The organism is Planomonospora alba (genome assembly GCF_039534085.1).
Classification (GTDB): domain Bacteria; phylum Actinomycetota; class Actinomycetes; order Streptosporangiales; family Streptosporangiaceae; genus Planomonospora_B; species Planomonospora_B alba.
On the sequence record NZ_BAAAUT010000015.1, the window covers coordinates 97300 to 112606 of the forward strand.

14 protein-coding genes are annotated in these 15307 nt (G+C 72.7%); 9 read left to right on the top strand and 5 right to left on the bottom strand.

Features of this window, described 5'->3' with window-relative positions:
* The first annotated feature begins 25 nt into the window (after positions 1-25).
* Positions 26-574, top strand: coding sequence for a CGNR zinc finger domain-containing protein (locus ABD823_RS11525; RefSeq protein WP_344858645.1), 549 nt, complete (start codon positions 26-28; stop codon positions 572-574).
* A 105-nt stretch (positions 575-679) separates the two neighbouring features.
* On the opposite strand, the gene ABD823_RS11530 is transcribed toward ABD823_RS11525, so the two are convergent.
* Complete coding sequence (locus tag ABD823_RS11530) at positions 680-1456, bottom strand: isoprenyl transferase (RefSeq protein ID WP_344858647.1); 777 nt, start codon at positions 1454-1456, stop codon at positions 680-682.
* A complete protein-coding gene (recO, locus tag ABD823_RS11535; protein WP_344858649.1) occupies positions 1453-2190 on the bottom strand; it encodes a DNA repair protein RecO in 738 nt (245 codons plus the stop codon). The genes ABD823_RS11530 and recO overlap by 4 nt, the downstream gene beginning before the upstream one ends.
* Positions 2191-2361: 171 nt before the next feature.
* On the opposite strand from recO, the gene ABD823_RS11540 reads away from it, so the two are divergent.
* From ABD823_RS11540 to rocD, 5 genes are all read left to right on the top strand, one after another.
* Positions 2362-3939, top strand: a complete 1578-nt coding sequence (locus tag ABD823_RS11540) for a CDP-alcohol phosphatidyltransferase family protein (protein WP_344858651.1) — start codon at positions 2362-2364, stop codon at positions 3937-3939.
* Positions 3936-4646: a DUF5941 domain-containing protein gene (locus ABD823_RS11545; RefSeq protein WP_344858653.1), complete on the top strand. Its 711-nt coding sequence runs from the start codon at positions 3936-3938 to the stop codon at positions 4644-4646. The genes ABD823_RS11540 and ABD823_RS11545 overlap by 4 nt, the downstream gene beginning before the upstream one ends.
* 311 nt (positions 4647-4957) lie before the next feature.
* Positions 4958-5431: an Lrp/AsnC family transcriptional regulator gene (locus ABD823_RS11550; protein WP_344858654.1), complete on the top strand. Its 474-nt coding sequence runs from the start codon at positions 4958-4960 to the stop codon at positions 5429-5431.
* 236 nt (positions 5432-5667) lie between these two features.
* Entirely contained in the window at positions 5668-6444 is a 777-nt protein-coding gene (gene ddaH / locus ABD823_RS11555; RefSeq protein ID WP_425566596.1) for a dimethylargininase, read from the top strand.
* A 46-nt stretch (positions 6445-6490) separates the two neighbouring features.
* A complete protein-coding gene (gene rocD, locus ABD823_RS11560; protein WP_344858658.1) occupies positions 6491-7702 on the top strand; it encodes an ornithine--oxo-acid transaminase in 1212 nt (403 codons plus the stop codon).
* Between the two features lie 52 nt (positions 7703-7754).
* Here the strand turns inward: rocD and ABD823_RS11565 are convergent, their stop codons facing one another.
* A complete protein-coding gene (locus tag ABD823_RS11565) occupies positions 7755-9311 on the bottom strand; it encodes an alkaline phosphatase D family protein (protein ID WP_344858660.1) in 1557 nt (518 codons plus the stop codon).
* 258 nt (positions 9312-9569) lie between these two features.
* Here ABD823_RS11565 and ABD823_RS11570 point away from each other — a divergent pair, with 258 nt between their 5' ends.
* Positions 9570-10856: a Glu/Leu/Phe/Val family dehydrogenase gene (locus ABD823_RS11570; RefSeq protein ID WP_344858662.1), complete on the top strand. Its 1287-nt coding sequence runs from the start codon at positions 9570-9572 to the stop codon at positions 10854-10856.
* 138 nt (positions 10857-10994) lie between these two features.
* Here ABD823_RS11570 and ABD823_RS11575 read toward each other — a convergent pair whose 3' ends face one another.
* Positions 10995-11939: an NAD-dependent epimerase/dehydratase family protein gene (locus ABD823_RS11575; RefSeq protein ID WP_344858663.1), complete on the bottom strand. Its 945-nt coding sequence runs from the start codon at positions 11937-11939 to the stop codon at positions 10995-10997.
* Between the two features lie 158 nt (positions 11940-12097).
* On the opposite strand from ABD823_RS11575, the gene ABD823_RS11580 reads away from it, so the two are divergent.
* On the top strand, positions 12098-12796 hold the full coding sequence (locus ABD823_RS11580; RefSeq protein WP_344858665.1) for a TetR/AcrR family transcriptional regulator: 699 nt from the start codon (positions 12098-12100) through the stop codon (positions 12794-12796).
* A gap of 171 nt (positions 12797-12967) precedes the next feature.
* On the opposite strand, the gene leuA is transcribed toward ABD823_RS11580, so the two are convergent.
* A complete protein-coding gene (gene leuA / locus ABD823_RS11585; RefSeq protein ID WP_344858711.1) occupies positions 12968-14674 on the bottom strand; it encodes a 2-isopropylmalate synthase in 1707 nt (568 codons plus the stop codon).
* 383 nt (positions 14675-15057) lie between these two features.
* On the opposite strand from leuA, the gene ABD823_RS11590 reads away from it, so the two are divergent.
* Positions 15058-15303, top strand: coding sequence for a DUF2630 family protein (locus ABD823_RS11590; RefSeq protein ID WP_344858667.1), 246 nt, complete (start codon positions 15058-15060; stop codon positions 15301-15303).
* Positions 15304-15307 lie beyond the last annotated feature (4 nt).

A 15307-nucleotide genomic window follows, 5' to 3' on the forward strand; every position in this document is an offset into this window, starting at 1 on the left:
CCGAACCGCACCCACAGGAGTCGACATGCCATTCGGACACGACATGGTGCACTCGCTCGCCACCGCCGTCGACCTGGTCAACACCTCACCCGCCACCGGGGGCGAGGACCGGCTGGACGACCTGGAGAAACTCGCGGAGTTCGTGGACCGCTGGCAGATCAGCGGCGTCCGCGGGCTCGGCGCCGCCGACCTGGCCCAGGTGCGCGCCCTCCGCGACGCCTTCCACAAGGTCTTCACCGCCCCCGACCAGGCCACCGCCGTCATCCGGCTCAACACGCTGCTGAGCGAGACCCGCATCACCCCGCGGCTGACCGAGCACGACGGCCACGCCCTGCACGTCCACTACTTCGCGCCGGGCGCCTCGCTGGGCGAGCACCTGGCGGCCGACCTCGGCGTGGCCCTGGCCCACCTGCTGGTCGAGGGCGAGTGGGAGCGCCTGCGCACCTGCTCGGCCCCCGACTGCGAGCGCGTCTTCGTCGACGAGTCCCGCAACCGCTCGCGGGTCTACTGCGACAGCCGCACCTGCGGCAACCGCATGCACGTGGCCGCCTACCGGGCCCGCCGCCGCGCCTGAGGCCGCACCGGGCGCGCGTGCGGCGGGCCTTCCCCGGCCTCCCGCCCGGCGACCACACGGCCCCGTCCCGCGGGGAGTGCGGCCCCGCCCGGAGCCGCGGACGCGTTAGGCGACCTCGTTGGGCACGGCCCCGCCGTACCGGCGGTCCCGCTTGGCGTAGATCTCGCACGCCTCCCACAGGTCGCGGCGGTCGAAGTCGGGCCAGAGCCGGTTGAGGAAGACCATCTCGGCGTAGGCCGACTGCCAGAGCAGGAAGTTGGAGGTGCGCTGCTCGCCGGAGGAGCGCACGAACAGGTCCACGTCCGGGATATCCGGCTCGTCCAGGTAGCGGGCGAAGGTCTCCTCCTTCACCCGGCCCGGCTTGACCCGTCCGGCGGCGATGTCCCCGGCCAGTTTGAGCGCGGCGTCCACGATCTCCGCGCGCCCGCCGTAGTTGACGCAGAACTGCAGGGTCAGCGTGGAGTTGTCGCGGGTCATCTCCTCGGCGTCCTGCAGCTCGGAGATCACGCTCTTCCACAGCCGCCCGGGGCGGCCGGCCCAGCGCACCCGCACGCCCATCGCGTGCAGCTCGTCGCGGCGGCGGCGGATGACGTCGCGGTTGAACCCCATCAGGAAGCGGACCTCGTCGGGTGAGCGCTTCCAGTTCTCGGTGGAGAAGGCGTAGGCCGACAGGTAGGGGATGCCCAGTTCGAGCGCGCCCTCGATCACGTCGAAGAGCGAGGCCTCGCCCGCCTTGTGCCCCTCGGTGCGCGGCAGGCCGCGCTGCTTGGCCCACCGGCCGTTGCCGTCCATCACGATCGCGACGTGCCGGGGCACCAGGTCGCGCGGGATCGGCGGGGGCACGGCGCCGGAGGGGTGGGGGGCTGGGGGACGGAGGTTCACGTTACGGGCTCCCTTTCTACGTGTCGCAGAGAGCGTATGCCGTGTTCCAGGTGCCACTGCAGATAAGCGGCGACCAGGCCGCTGCACTCGGCGCGGTGCCGGGGCTCGGAGGCGTCGGCCGCGGGCCAGTCGCCCCGCAGCAGGGCGCTCATCAGGGCCAGGGTCTCCCCCGCGGGCACGGCGGCGCCGGCCGGGCGGCAGTTGCCGCACACCGCGCCGCCCGCCACGATCGCGAAGGCCCGCACGGCGGCGCCCTCGCACCGGGCGCACGCGGTCAGCGCGGGCGCGTAGCCGGCCACGGCCAGCGAGCGCAGGAAGTAGGCGTCGAGCACCAGCCGGGCCTCGTGCTCGGCGGCCGACAGCGCCCTCAGCCCCCCGACGAGCAGCAGGAACTGCCGGAGCGCGGGCTCCTTCTCCCCCATGATCAGCCGGTCGGCCGTCTCGAGCATCGCGCTGCCCGCCGTGTAGCGCGGGTAGTCGGAGATGAGCGCCTCGCCGTACGGGCGGATGGTCTCCACCTGGGTGATCACGTCCAGCGAGCGGCCGGTGTGCAGCTGGAGGTCCACGTGGGTGAACGGCTCCAGCCGGGCGCCGAAGCGCGACGTGGTCCGCCGCACGCCCTTGGCCACGCCTCTGATCTTGCCGGTCCGCTTGGTGAGCACCGTGATGATCCGGTCGGCCTCCCCCAGCTTGTGGGTGCGTAGCACGACGCCCTCGTCACGGTACAGACTCACTTGTCCAGTCTAAGGGGACGGCCCGCCCGGCAAGCCTTCCGCAACGATCACTCGGCACGGATGGGTCACGAGTGCATGTTGTTCACTGGGAACTCACTAAACTTTGGCCCCTGGCGAACTTTCCCGCCATGTTCGACCCGGTTCCACCTCACCCCCGCACGAAAGGGTGCCATGCCCCGCGTGGTCCTGCTGGGCTCACCGCCCGGCCCCGATGCCGCCCCCGGCCAGTCGACGCCGCCCGCCGCGCTGACGCTGCCCGCGCTTCCCGGCTCCCCCACGGTGATCGGCAAGCTGCACGGCCAGCTCGCCTCGCTCGACCCCGCGCCGGTGACGATCGCCCGCGCCGGCGACGCCACGGCCTACCGGGGTCTCCCGGGCACGCTCGTCGAGACCTCCGACCTGGCCGGCGACCTGCGCGCCGTGGCCGAGGCGGCCGAGCAGGCCACGGAGAACCTGCTCATCCTCCCGGCCAACTCGCTGGTCCACGACGAGCTCCTCTACCAGATCACCAAGTCGAAGCGCGGCGCGCTCGCACTGATCACCAAGGAGCCCCGGGAGGAGGACGAGAACGGCGACGCCATCGTCCCGAACGTCCCGATCGAGGAGGCCGAGCCGGAGATCGGCGACCGGACGCTCGAGGGCCTCCCGGTCCGCGTGCGCGCCGCGAAGTCGCGCGTGATCTCCGTGGGCTCGGCCTACCACGCGGTGACCCGGCCCAACGCCGTCCTGCTCGGCCCGCTGCACGTGCACGTCAAGCACGCGCCGACGCTGGCCGAGGCGGCCCGCGAGCTGGCCGGCATGGCCCACCTGTTCGGCCCGGAGGACGACCTGGTCCAGCTGCTGGTGCTGGGCCTGGTACGGCGCGGCGTCTCGGTCGGCATCCGCGGCCGCCGCGACCTGTTCTACCGCCGGGTCGCCACGCCTGCCGAGGCGGAGCAGTTCCCGGCGGAAATGGCCGCCTTCAACGAGGACCGGGCCCGGCTGAACAACGCGGTCAAGGGCGCCGACGGCTTCTTCACCACGTTCTTCGTCAGCACCTACTCGCGCTTCATCGCCCGCTGGGCGGCCCGGCGCGGGCTCACGCCCAACCAGGTCACGCTGATCTCGATCGCCCTGGGCGTGGCGTCCGCGGCGTGCTTCGCCACCGGTGAGCGCCTCGGGATGGTGGCCGGCGGCATCCTGATCTACTTCGCGTTCGTGTTCGACTGCGTGGACGGCCAGCTCGCCCGGTACGCCCGCAAGTTCGGCGTGCTCGGCGCCTGGCTGGACGCCACCTTCGACCGGTTCAAGGAGTACGTGGTCTTCGCCGGGCTCGCGGTCGGCGCGGCCGTCTCCGGGATCGGCGACGTGTGGACGCTGGCGCTGGTCGCGCTCGCCCTGCAGTCCATCCGGCACCTGCTGGACTTCTCCTTCGGCGCGGCCAACCGGCGCAAGCCCCCGTCGCCGCTGCCGTCCATCCCGCTCTCGGTCGTCCCCGACACGCCGCTGCGCGCGGCGCTGGAGGAGCGCAAGGCCGCCCGCAAGAACGGGATCCGCAGCCTGCTGAAGATGTGGAGCAAGGCCGGCAAGTACCGGGCCGTGTACTGGGCCCGCAAGATGGTCGTGTTCCCGATCGGCGAGCGCTTCGCCGTCATCGCGATCACCGGCGCCCTCTTCGACGCCCGGGTCACCTTCCTCGCACTGATCATCTGGGGCTCCGTCGGGGCCGCCTACTCGCTCACCGGACGTCTGTTGAGGTCGCTCGCATGATCACCCAGCCGCAGGCCACCCCCGCTCCGGACCCCTACGAGGAGCGCCTGCGCGTCCAGACCGCGCGCCTGCTCGCCTACCGCGACGACGGCCCGCTCGTCACCGCGCTCCGCCGCGCCGTCGGCCCGGGCCTGCCCCCGGTGCCGGCCGCCCTGGTCGCGCTGCTGGCCGTCATCGCCCTGGGGGCCACCGGGCTGCCGTCCTCCGGTCCGTTCCTGCTCGTCCCGGCCCTCGTCATGGTCGTGCTGGTGCTGCCCACCGCGGCCCGCGACCACCTGGGCAAGTTCGACTGGATGGTGCCGCCGCTGATCCGGGGCACCGAGTTCCTGGTCGTCATCCTGGTCGGCCTGGCCGCGAACGCGCCCAAGTGGCTGCTGTTCGTGCTGCTGTACGTGGTCGGCTACCACACCTACGACACGGTCTACCGGACGCGCCAGGGCATCTGGCCGCCCGACTGGGTGTTCCGGGCGGGCCTGGGCTGGGAGATCCGGCTCCTGCTGATCGGGGCGGGCGCCGCGCTGGGCGCGCTGACCTGGGTGCTGGCCGCGCTCACCGTCTACCTGGGCGTGATGTTCGCCGTGGAGAGCGTGACGAGCTGGGTCCGGCTGGACAAGGCGTCGGCGGCGAAGGCCCAGGAGAGCGACGACCTGGAGACCTCCCCGGAGGAGGCCCTGGAGCAGGCGACCGGCGAGGCCGAGCCGACCTGATCCGGTCCCCTCTCCTCCGGTTCCTCCCCCGGTTCCCGCCGGCTCCCGCCGTGCGGGAGGACGTCCGCGAAGGGCCGCGGCACCGCGCCGCGGCCCTCCGCCGTCTCCGCGGCCCTCCGCCGTCTCCGCGGCCCTCCGCCGTGTCCGCGGGCCGGGGCGGCGGACGCGGGGCACCCGACCGGGAGAGCCCGCCGTACAGGCCGGCAGGCCCGCCGTACGGGCGGGGACGCCCCTGCGGCCGCGCGGGCCGGCCCCGCGCGGCGGCGCCGGGCCGCGGACGCGTCCGCCCCGGTGCTGTGTTACAAAGCAGCGTGGAGTTGGACCGGCTGGATCGCGACATCATCGGGGCGCTCGTCGAGGACGCCCGCGCCACCTACGCGGAGATCGGGCAGCGGGTGGGCCTGTCGGCCTCGGCGGTGAAACGGCGGGTGGACCGGCTGCGCGAGACCGGGGCGATCACGGGCTTCACCGCGCGGGTGGAGCCCGCGGCGCTCGGCTGGACCACCGAGGCGTACGTCGAGCTGTTCTGCGCGGGCAAGACCTCCCCGGCGGAGATCGGGGTGGCGGTGGCCCGGCATCCCGAGGTGGTCTCGGCGTGCACGATCACCGGTGAGGCCGACGCGCTGCTGCACATCCGGGCGACCGACGTGCGCCACGTGGAGCGGGTGATCGAGCGCATCGCCGCCGAGCCGTTCGTGGTGCGGACCAAGAGCTCCATCGTGCTCTCCCGGCTGGTCGACGCCCCCGCGGGGAGCACGCGCAACGGATCCCCCTTCCTGGCCTGAAGGACGCAAGAAAACCGCGCCGGTGCGCATGACAACCACCTTGGCCTGCGCGAACGCCGTTCCTAGTCTGTTGCCGTCCACGATCCGACGTCCTCCACAGGGGGTGCGCCATCACAGCGAGCAGCATGACCACCGGGATCCCGGGACGGGAGAGCCGCCCGTCCGCCGCCGTCCCGTCCACCGCCACCGCGCCGCGGCCGGCGGCGGACGGGCGGAGAACGACGAAGCACTTCCTCATGTGCCGGCCCGAGCACTTCACGGTCGAGTACGCGATCAACCCGTGGATGGATCCCGCGGCGGGGGCCGACCGCGAGAAGGCGATCCGGCAGTGGGAGGAGCTCAGGAGCGCCTACGAGGGCCTCGGTCACCGGGTCAGCCTGATCGAGCCGGTGGAGGGGCTGCCGGACATGGTCTTCGCCGCCAACGGCGCGCTGGTCGTGGAGGGCCGGGTGTACGGCGCGCGCTTCAAGCACGCCGAGCGGGCGGCCGAGGGCCCGGCCTACCTGGAGTGGTTCGTCCGCAACGGGTTCGACCGGGTGCACGAGCCGGCCTTCACCAACGAGGGCGAGGGCGACTTCCTCACCCTCGACCACGTCATCCTGGCCGGGACCGGCTTCCGCACCGATCTGGCCGCGCACTCGGAGGCGCAGGAGTTCCTCGGCCGCCCGGTCGTGACGCTGCGGCTGGTGGACCCCCGTTTCTACCACCTGGACACCGCACTCTTCCCGCTAAACGGACATAACGTTGCATACTTCCCAGGAGCCTTCTCTCCGGGGAGCCAGGAGGTACTGCGCCGCCTCTTCCCCCACGCCCTCATCGCAGACGAGGACGACGCGGTCGTACTGGGCCTCAACGCGGTCAGCGACGGCACCCACGTGGTGGTCAACGCCGAGGCGACCGGGCTGCGGCGCACGCTCGAACGTGAGGGCTTCGAGGTCGTCCCCGTCGACATGTCCGAGCTGCGCAAGGCCGGCGGCGGCCCGAAGTGCTGCACGCTGGAGATCCGGGGATGAACGCGGGACGGCAAGGTTGCGAACCACGGAAGACGGTGACACACGCATGACCAGCACGGCCGAGCTCATCGAGCTCAGCGAGCGCCGCAGCGCGCACAACTACCACCCGCTCCCCGTGGTGATCCGCGAGGCGCAGGGCGCCTGGGTCACCGACGTCGAGGGGCGGCGGTTCCTGGACTGCCTGTCCGGCTACTCGTCGCTGAACTTCGGCCACGGCAACCCGAAGATCATCGAGGCCGCCCGGGAGCAGCTCGGCAGGCTCACCCTGACCAGCCGCGCCTTCTTCCACGACCAGTTCGCCGCCTTCGTCTCCGGTCTGGGCGATCTCACCGGCAAGGAGATGGTCCTGCCGATGAACACCGGCGCCGAGGCCGTGGAGACCGCCATCAAGACGGCCCGCAAGTGGGGCTACGAGGTCAAGGGCGTCGCCCCCGGCCAGGCGAACATCATCGTCATGGAGGACAACTTCCACGGCCGCACCACGACGATCGTCAGCTTCTCCACCGACCCCGACGCCCACGAGGGCTACGGCCCCTACACGCCCGGCTTCAAGATCGTGAAGTACGGCTCGGTGGAGGCGATCCGCGAGGCCGTCGACGAGAACACCGTCGCGGTGCTGCTGGAGCCCATCCAGGGCGAGGCGGGCGTGCTCGTGCCGCCGGACGGCTACCTCACGCAGGTCCGCCAGCTGTGCACCGAGAACAACGTGCTGATGATCGCCGACGAGATCCAGTCCGGGCTCGGCCGCACCGGCGACACCTTCGCCTGCGACCACGAGGGCGTCGTCCCCGACATCTACGTGCTCGGCAAGGCCCTGGGCGGCGGCGTCGTCCCGGTCTCGGCCATCGCGGCCGACACCGACGTCCTCGGCGTGATCAGGCCGGGCCAGCACGGCTCGACCTTCGGCGGCAACCCGCTCGCCTGCGCGGTGGCCCGCGCGGTCATCGAGCTCCTGGGCACCGGGGAGTACCAGGCGCGGGCCAGGGAGCTGGGCGCCCTGCTGCACGGGCGGCTGACCGGCCTGGTCGGCCGCGGCGTGGTGGCCGTACGCGGGCGGGGCCTGTGGGCGGGCGTGGACATCGACCCGTCCCTCGGCACCGGCCGGGAGCTCTCCGAGGCGCTGATGCGCCGGGGTGTGCTCGCCAAGGACACCCACGGCTCCACCATCCGGCTCGCCCCGCCGATCGTCATCTCCGAAGAGGACCTGCTGTGGGCCGTCGACCAGCTGGCCGGCGCGCTGGAGGACCTCGCCCGCTGATCCCGTCTCCCGGCCCGGCCGCTGGCGCCCCTCCGGAGGGGCGCCGGCGGCCTCAGGCCGTGAGCCGCATCTCGGCCATCTCGGTGAGGCCGCCGGCCGCGGTGGCGGTGTCCCAGCGGGCCGAAGGCGTCTCGTCCAGGGTGAGCGTGGCGACGGCGTTGGAGAACCACGGCCCGTCGGTGATCCGCCACCGGATCGGGGGCCGGGGCACCCGCGCCAGCCGGGCGAGCCCGCCGCCGACCAGGGTCGCGACGCCGAACTGGGCGACGATGTTGGCCAGGCGGAGCGTGCGGCTGAGCGGGTTGCGGATCGGTGAGCAGACGAGCTGGTGGATCGGGTGCCGCCGGACCTTCGCCGCGTAGGAGTAGTGCACGTCGCCGGAGAGGATGATCACCGGCTTGCCCGTCGCGACCAGCAGCCGGGCCAGGTCCTCGAAGGAGCGCCGGAAGGCCGACCAGTGCTCCAGGTCGATGCCCTGGCGCAGCAGCTCGGACAGCCGGGCGACCCCCTTGCCCCACGCTCCCTGGGCCAGGACCTCGTTCCACGTCTGCACGTGGTGGATGCCCGCCGGGAGCAGGAACGGGACCGACGATCCGATCACGAAGCGCTCGGCGCCGCCCCGCTCCAGCTGCTCGGTGAGCCACTCCCACTCGACCGGGTCGATCATGCGCCGGTCGCCGGGAGTGAGCCGGCGGGCGCAGCGGGTGTCGAGCATGATCAGCCGGGTGGAGCCCAGGTCGCGGGCGTAGCTCCACCTGCTGTCGGAGGGGACGGCGTCGGCGTGCTCGGCGAACGCGTCGAGGATCTGCGCCCCGTCCCCCTCCGCGGCGCACAGCTTGGCGAGCAGGCCGTCGGCCTCGCGCTCGGCCGGCGACAGGTTGCCCAGGTGCTGGTAGACCCAGTAGGCGCCCAGCCCCGCGACCACCCGGCGCGGCCACCACTCCACCTCGGCCATCTTCGCCCGCCAGTCCGCCGAGGTGTTCCAGTCGTCGCGCAGGTCGTGGTCGTCGAAGATCATCGCACTGGGCACGGTGGAGAGCAGCCAGCGGATCTCCGGCTCGGTCCAGGCGACCCGGTACAGCTCGGCGTACTCCTCGAAGTCGGCGATCTCCTTCTTCGGCTCGCTGTCGCGGCGGGCGGCGATGAACTCCAGCATCTCCGCGGACGGCTCGTCGGCGTAGACCTGGTCTCCGAGGAGGAGCAGCAGGTCGGGCCAGTCCTCCTCGGCCGTCTCCTTCAGGCTCATGCCGTACGAGCGCAGCACGTCCACCCCGTGCGAGATCGTGTGCAGCGCGTCGTGCGGCACACTGGTCCGGCAGGAGCCGAACATCACCCGCCGGGGCCCGGCGGGCCCGAGCAGCCGGATGCGGCTGGGCGGCCAGCCCGGGATCGGCCAGACGCGCTCGCCGTCGAGGCGGACCTCGTAGGCGCCGCCGCCCGCCACGTCCACGAGGGCGTAGTGATGGCCGTGCACGGTGAACGTCCGCGCGCTCCCCCGCGCCGGTCCGGCCTCGACCGTCACCTCGCAGGGCTCGCTGGTCTCCACCCAGAGGGAGGCGCGGGTCTCGTCCACATAGCGCAGCAGCGGCCCGACCACAAGTTCCGGCACGTCCCGTCCCCCTCAGCCACTACACAATGGCGGATCTATGACAAGAAGCCTGCCATATCGGCGTGTTCCCCTCCCACTGCCCAAGCGGTTTGATCGGTAACAGCGGATCGGCGGACACGTGAGGGTCGTCACACGGACCGGCCACGAGAACGCAACACGGCCGTCCCCCGATGGTGACGCTCCGTGGTTACGCTGATCCCGACCAATCACACCGGGCGGAGCAACGGCGCTCCGTCCGCCGTATGGAGGACTCCCTTCATGTCGATCACGGTGCCGTCAACGACGCCGGCAACCACATCCCTGATCACCCCGGGCCGCCAGGCCCTCGACTCCGCGCTCTTCCAGCTCGACCAGGCGGCCGACCGGCTCGGCCTGGACGACGGTCTGCGCACCATGCTCGCCACGCCCCGCCGTTCGCTCACCGTGGCGGTGCCCGTGCGCCGCGAGGACGGCCGGATGGACGTCGTGCAGGGCTTCCGGGTCCAGCACAACATCACCCGCGGGCCCGCCAAGGGCGGCATCCGCTTCCACCCGTCGACCGACATCCACGAGGTCACCGCGCTGGCCATGTGGATGACCTGGAAGTGCGCGCTGGTCGGCATCCCGTACGGCGGCGCCAAGGGCGGCGTCGCCGTGGACCCGGCCTCGCTGACCACGCGCGAGCTGGAGCGGGTCACCCGCCGCTACGTCAACGAGATCCTGCCGATCATCGGCCCGGAGCGGGACATCCCCGCTCCCGACGTCGGCACCGACGAGCAGACCATGGCCTGGATCATGGACACCTACTCGGTGAACGCGGGCTACTCCGTGCCCGGCGTGGTGACCGGCAAGCCGATGACGCTCGGCGGCTCCCTGGGCCGGGCCGGCGCGACCTCGCGCGGCGTCCAGATCGCCGCGCTGAAGGCCATGGCCGGCTCGCCCGAGGGCCGCACCGTCGCGGTCCAGGGCTTCGGCAAGGTCGGCGCGCTGGCCGCCCGCTACCTGGCCGACGCGGGCTGCCGCGTGGTGGCGGTCTCCGACGTCACGGGCGCGGTGGTGGACGCCTCCGGACTCGACGTCGACGACCTGCGGGCCTGGGTGGCCGAGAGCGGCGGGGTGCGCGGCTACCGCCGCGCCGACACGCTGACCCACGCCGAGCTGCTGGAACTGGACGTCGACGTCCTCGTCCCCGCGGCGCTGGAGGGTGTGATCACCGAGGAGAACGCCTCCCGGATCCGGGCCCGGCTGATCGTGGAGGGCGCCAACGGCCCCACCACGCCCGAGGCCGACCGGATCCTGGCCGACGCCGGGATCACCGTGGTCCCGGACATCCTGGCCAACGCGGGCGGGGTGATCGTCTCCTACCTGGAGTGGGTGCAGAACCTGCAGGCCCATTCCTGGAGCGCGGCCGAGGTCGAGATGAAGCTGCGCGACCTCATGGAGCAGTCCTACGACGCCGTCGCGGAGACGGCCGCCGCGCAGGGCGTCACCCTGCGCCAGGCGGCCCACCTCATCGGCGTCGGCCGCGTCGCCGAGGCCCACCGCCTGCGGGGCCTGTACCCCTGACGGCCCGTCCTCCCGGCCCGCCGGGCGCCTTCCCGCGTCCCGGCGGGCCGGTCCGCGTCCCGCCTCCGGTCGCCGGGGTCCGGTGAGCCGCGGTTTCGCGCGGCGCGAGCCGGCGCGAGCCGACGCGGACCGCACGGCTCAGGCCGCGGCGGCCAGGCGCTCGCGCCACCAGGCGATCGTGGCGGTCAGCGCCTCGTCCAGCGGGGTCGGCGCCAGGCCGAAGACCTCCTGGGAGTCGGTGGAGTCGACCACGAACGGCCGGACGAACTGGTAGCGCAGCTCCTCCAGTTCGCCGATCATGGGCGAGAAGGCGCCCGCGGCGCGCAGCAGCCAGTGGGGCATGGTCTTGACCGCCGGGGCCGGCGCGCCCGCCAGCGCGCACAGCCGCTCGGCCACGGCGCGGTAGGTCGTCGCCGGGCCCGTGGGCACGTGCCATGCCCGCCCCCACGAGCGCTCGCCGGTCCCGGCGGCCACCAGGGCCCGGGCCACGTCCGGCACGTAGGTCCAGCTGTGCGGCTGGTCGGGGTCGCCGACGTGGCGGACGGGCTTGCCTGCCAGCAGCCGCGGGACGAACCTGTCGCCCAGGTGCGACTGGTCCCGGCAACCGGGGCCGAAGAAGTCGGAGCCGCGCACCTCGGTCACCCGGACCCGCCCCGCCTCGTGCGCGGCCAGCGCGTCCCGCCACACGCGGGCCCGGACGGCGCCCTTGGCGCTGGGCGGGGTCAGCGGGTCGCTCTCCTTCATGGGCCGGTCGGGGGCGGCGTAGACGTAGAGGTTGCCGAGGATGACGTAGCCCGCACCGGCGGCCTCCGCGGCGGCCAGCATCGACGCCGCCAGCGGGGGCCATGCCTCCGCCCAGCGGTGGTAGGGCGGGTTGACGCAGTTGTAGACCGTCTCGGCCCCGGCCGCCAGGCGGGCCAGCCGCTCCCGGTCGGCCGCGTCGGCGGCCTCCTTGCGGATCCCCGGCGCCTGCGGGCCGGAGCCGGACCGGCTGACCAGGACGACCTCGTGGCCCTGCCCGGCCAGCAGCCGGGCGACGTGGGAGCCGACCTGGCCCGCTCCGACGACGACGTGCTTCCCCATGTCGATCTCCCTCTCAGCGGTCCCGGACGAGCCGCGCGGCGGCACCGGGAACGGGAATGGATTGGCGTTCCGTTACGAGAGCAATGCTCTCTCCATGGAGCACGATTCGTCAAGAGCAGTGCTCTCACTTTTATCCGGTGCTCTGATACGGTCGTCGTATGAACGCAGGCCGTACAGCACGGGAACGGGTCCGGGCCGAGCTGACCCGCGAGATCACCGACATCGCCCGCAGGCAACTGGCCGTCGAGGGCGCGGCGGGACTGTCACTGCGCGCGGTGGCCAGGGAGATGGGCATGGTCTCCTCGGCGATCTACCGCTACTTCCCCTCACGGGACGACCTGCTCACCGCCTTGATCATCGACGGCTACAACGCGATCGGAGAGGCCGTGGAGGCGGCCGACGCGGCCTGCCCCCGAGAGGACCACACGGGCCGCTGGCTGGCGGTCTGCCGCGCCGTACGGGACTGGGCGCTGGCGCACCCGCACGAGTACGCCCTGCTGTACGGCTCGCCGGTGCCCGGCTACAAGGCGCCGGTGGACACCGTGGCCGCCGCGGTGCGCGACACCGTCGTCTACGGCCGGATCCTGTCCGACGCGCACCGCGCCGGGGCGCTGAACCCGCCGGACGTCTGCCCGCCGGTGCCCGCCCCGTTCGGCCGGGACGCGGCGCGGGTGCGCGAGATCATGCCCGGCGTCCCCGACGAGGTGGTCGCGCGCGCCCTGGTCGCCTGGACCGGCCTGTTCGGCTGGGTCGGCTTCGAGTTGTTCGGCCAGTTCAACGAGGTGATCCTCGACCCCGCCCCGGCCTTCGAGCACACCATGCGCTGCCACGCCGCCCTGCTGGGCCTGCCCGTCTGACCGGCCCGCCCCTCGGGGGCACGGTCGCCGCAGGACGCGGGTCCTGCGGACACGCCGGGGCGGCGGCGCCTGGCGGGTGCCCACCGGGCCGGACCCGGCAGGTCGTGCCGGGTCCGGGCGGGAGCCGTACGGGCGGCCGCCGTACGGAACCGGGAGGGAGGTCCGGGATCGTCAGCGGGCGGCGCGGTTGACCGCGGAGATGATCGCCTTCAGCGCGGCGGTGGTGGTGTTGCCGTCGATGCCGACGCCCCACAGCACCTCGTCGCCCACCTGGCACTCGACGTAGGAGGCGGCCTTGGCGTCGCTGCCGGCGCTCATCGCGTGCTCGGCGTAGTCCAGCACGCGCACCTGGACGCCGACCCCGGCCAGGGCGTCGCAGAAGGCGGAGATGGGGCCGTTGCCGACACCCGTGACCTCGCGGATCTCGCCCTCGACGCGCAGGTCGGCGCTGATGGCGTCCTCGCCGTCGCCGGTGGAGGAGTTGCGGTGCGCCAGCAGGCCCAGCCGGCCCCACGGGCTGGACGGGTTCGGCAGGTACTCGTCGGCGAAGACCTCCCACATCGCGGCCGGGGTGATCTCGCCGCCCTCGGCGTCGGTCCGGGCCTGGATGACGCGGGAGAACTCGATCTGCAGCCGGCGCGGCAGGTCCAGGTGGTGGTCGGCCTTCATGATGTAGGCGACGCCGCCCTTGCCGGACTGGCTGTTGACCCGGATCACGGCCTCGTAGGTGCGGCCGATGTCCTTGGGGTCGATCGGCAGGTACGGCACCTCCCAGGTGAACTCGTCCACCGGCACGCCCGCCGCGGCCGCGTCGCGCTCCAGGTGCTCGAAGCCCTTCTTGATGGCGTCCTGGTGGGAGCCGGAGAAGGCCGTGTAGACCAGCTCGCCGCCCCACGGGTGGCGCGGGTGGACCGGCAGCTGGTTGCAGTACTCGACGACCCGGCGGATCTCGTCGATGTCGGACAGGTCGATCTCCGGGTCGATCCCCTGGGAGAACAGGTTCATGCCCAGCGTCACCAGGCAGACGTTGCCGGTGCGCTCGCCGTTGCCGAACAGGCAGCCCTCGATGCGGTCGGCGCCGGCCATGTAGCCCAGCTCGGCGGCGGCCACGGCCGTGCCGCGGTCGTTGTGCGGGTGCAGGGACAGGATGATCGAGTCGCGGTGGGCCAGGTTGCGGTGCATCCACTCGATCTGGTCGGCGTAGACGTTCGGCGTGGCCATCTCGACCGTGGCGGGCAGGTTGATGATGACCTTGCGCTCCGGGGTCGGCTGCCACACCTCGTTGACCGCGTCGCAGACCTCCACGGCGTACTCCAACTCGGTCCCGGTGAAGGACTCCGGCGAGTACTGGAAGCGGACGTCCACGTCGGAGGCGTCGGCCAGCTTCTTGCAGAGCTTGGCGCCCTCGACGGCGATGGCGGTGATGCCCTCGCGGTCCTGGCCGAAGACGACGCGGCGCTGCAGCGTGGAGGTCGAGTTGTACAGGTGCACGATGGCGGACTTCGCGCCCTGGATCGCCTCGAAGGTCCGCTCGATCAGCTCGGGCCGGGCCTGGGTCAGGACCTGGATCACGACGTCGTCGGGGATCCGGCCCTCTTCGATGATCTGGCGGACGAAGTCGAAGTCGGTCTGCGAGGCGGCCGGGAAGCCGACCTCGATCTCCTTGAACCCCATCCGGACCAGCAGCTCGAACATCTTCAGCTTGCGGTGCGGGTCCATCGGGTCGATCAGCGCCTGGTTGCCGTCGCGCAGGTCCACCGCGCACCAGCGGGGCGCCTTCGTGATGACCTTGTCCGGCCACGTGCGGTCGGTCAGCCGGACCGGCTGATAAGGGCGGTAGCGCTGGAACGGCATGGGACTGGGCTGCTGCGGATGCATCTGCTCGTGCTCCTCGGCTCGAAGACTGTCGCGGCCGACACGCATGGCTCGCACCGCGACGAGGGAGCCGGCCTGTTACAGGCCCTCGTCGCGGCGGCTAAGGAGAAGCAGCCCGCGCAGCACGCATAGCACGTTATCAGACCGTTCTCGATGCCCGGGCGCCGGTCTCACATCCCGGGACGCCCGCTTCCCTCCGCGGACGGGCCCGGCGGGACGCGCGGCCGCCCGCTCGGTCCTCGCCCGCGCGCCCGCATACCGCCCCGGACAGCGCCTCCCGCCTGCGGCGGAGCCCGTCCCCCCGAGGGAGGCGGGACCGGCCGCCCGCCGGGTACGGGAGGCCGGTCGGATACAGTCCGAAAAGGGAGCGCCGACAGGGGGGACCCATGAAGGACTCTGACATCCTCGCCCACATCGACCGGCTCATCGCCGAGGAGCGGGATCTGCGCGCGTTGCTGGCGTCCGGCTCGATCTCCTCCCACGAGGAGAACCACCGGATCCGCTCGATCGAGGAGGCCCTCGACCAGGCGTGGGACCTGCTCAGGCAGCGCCGGGCCCACCGGGAGTTCGGGGAGGACCCCGACTCCGCCGAGCCGCGCCCGGTCGACGAGGTCGAGGAGTACCGCCAGTAGGCGG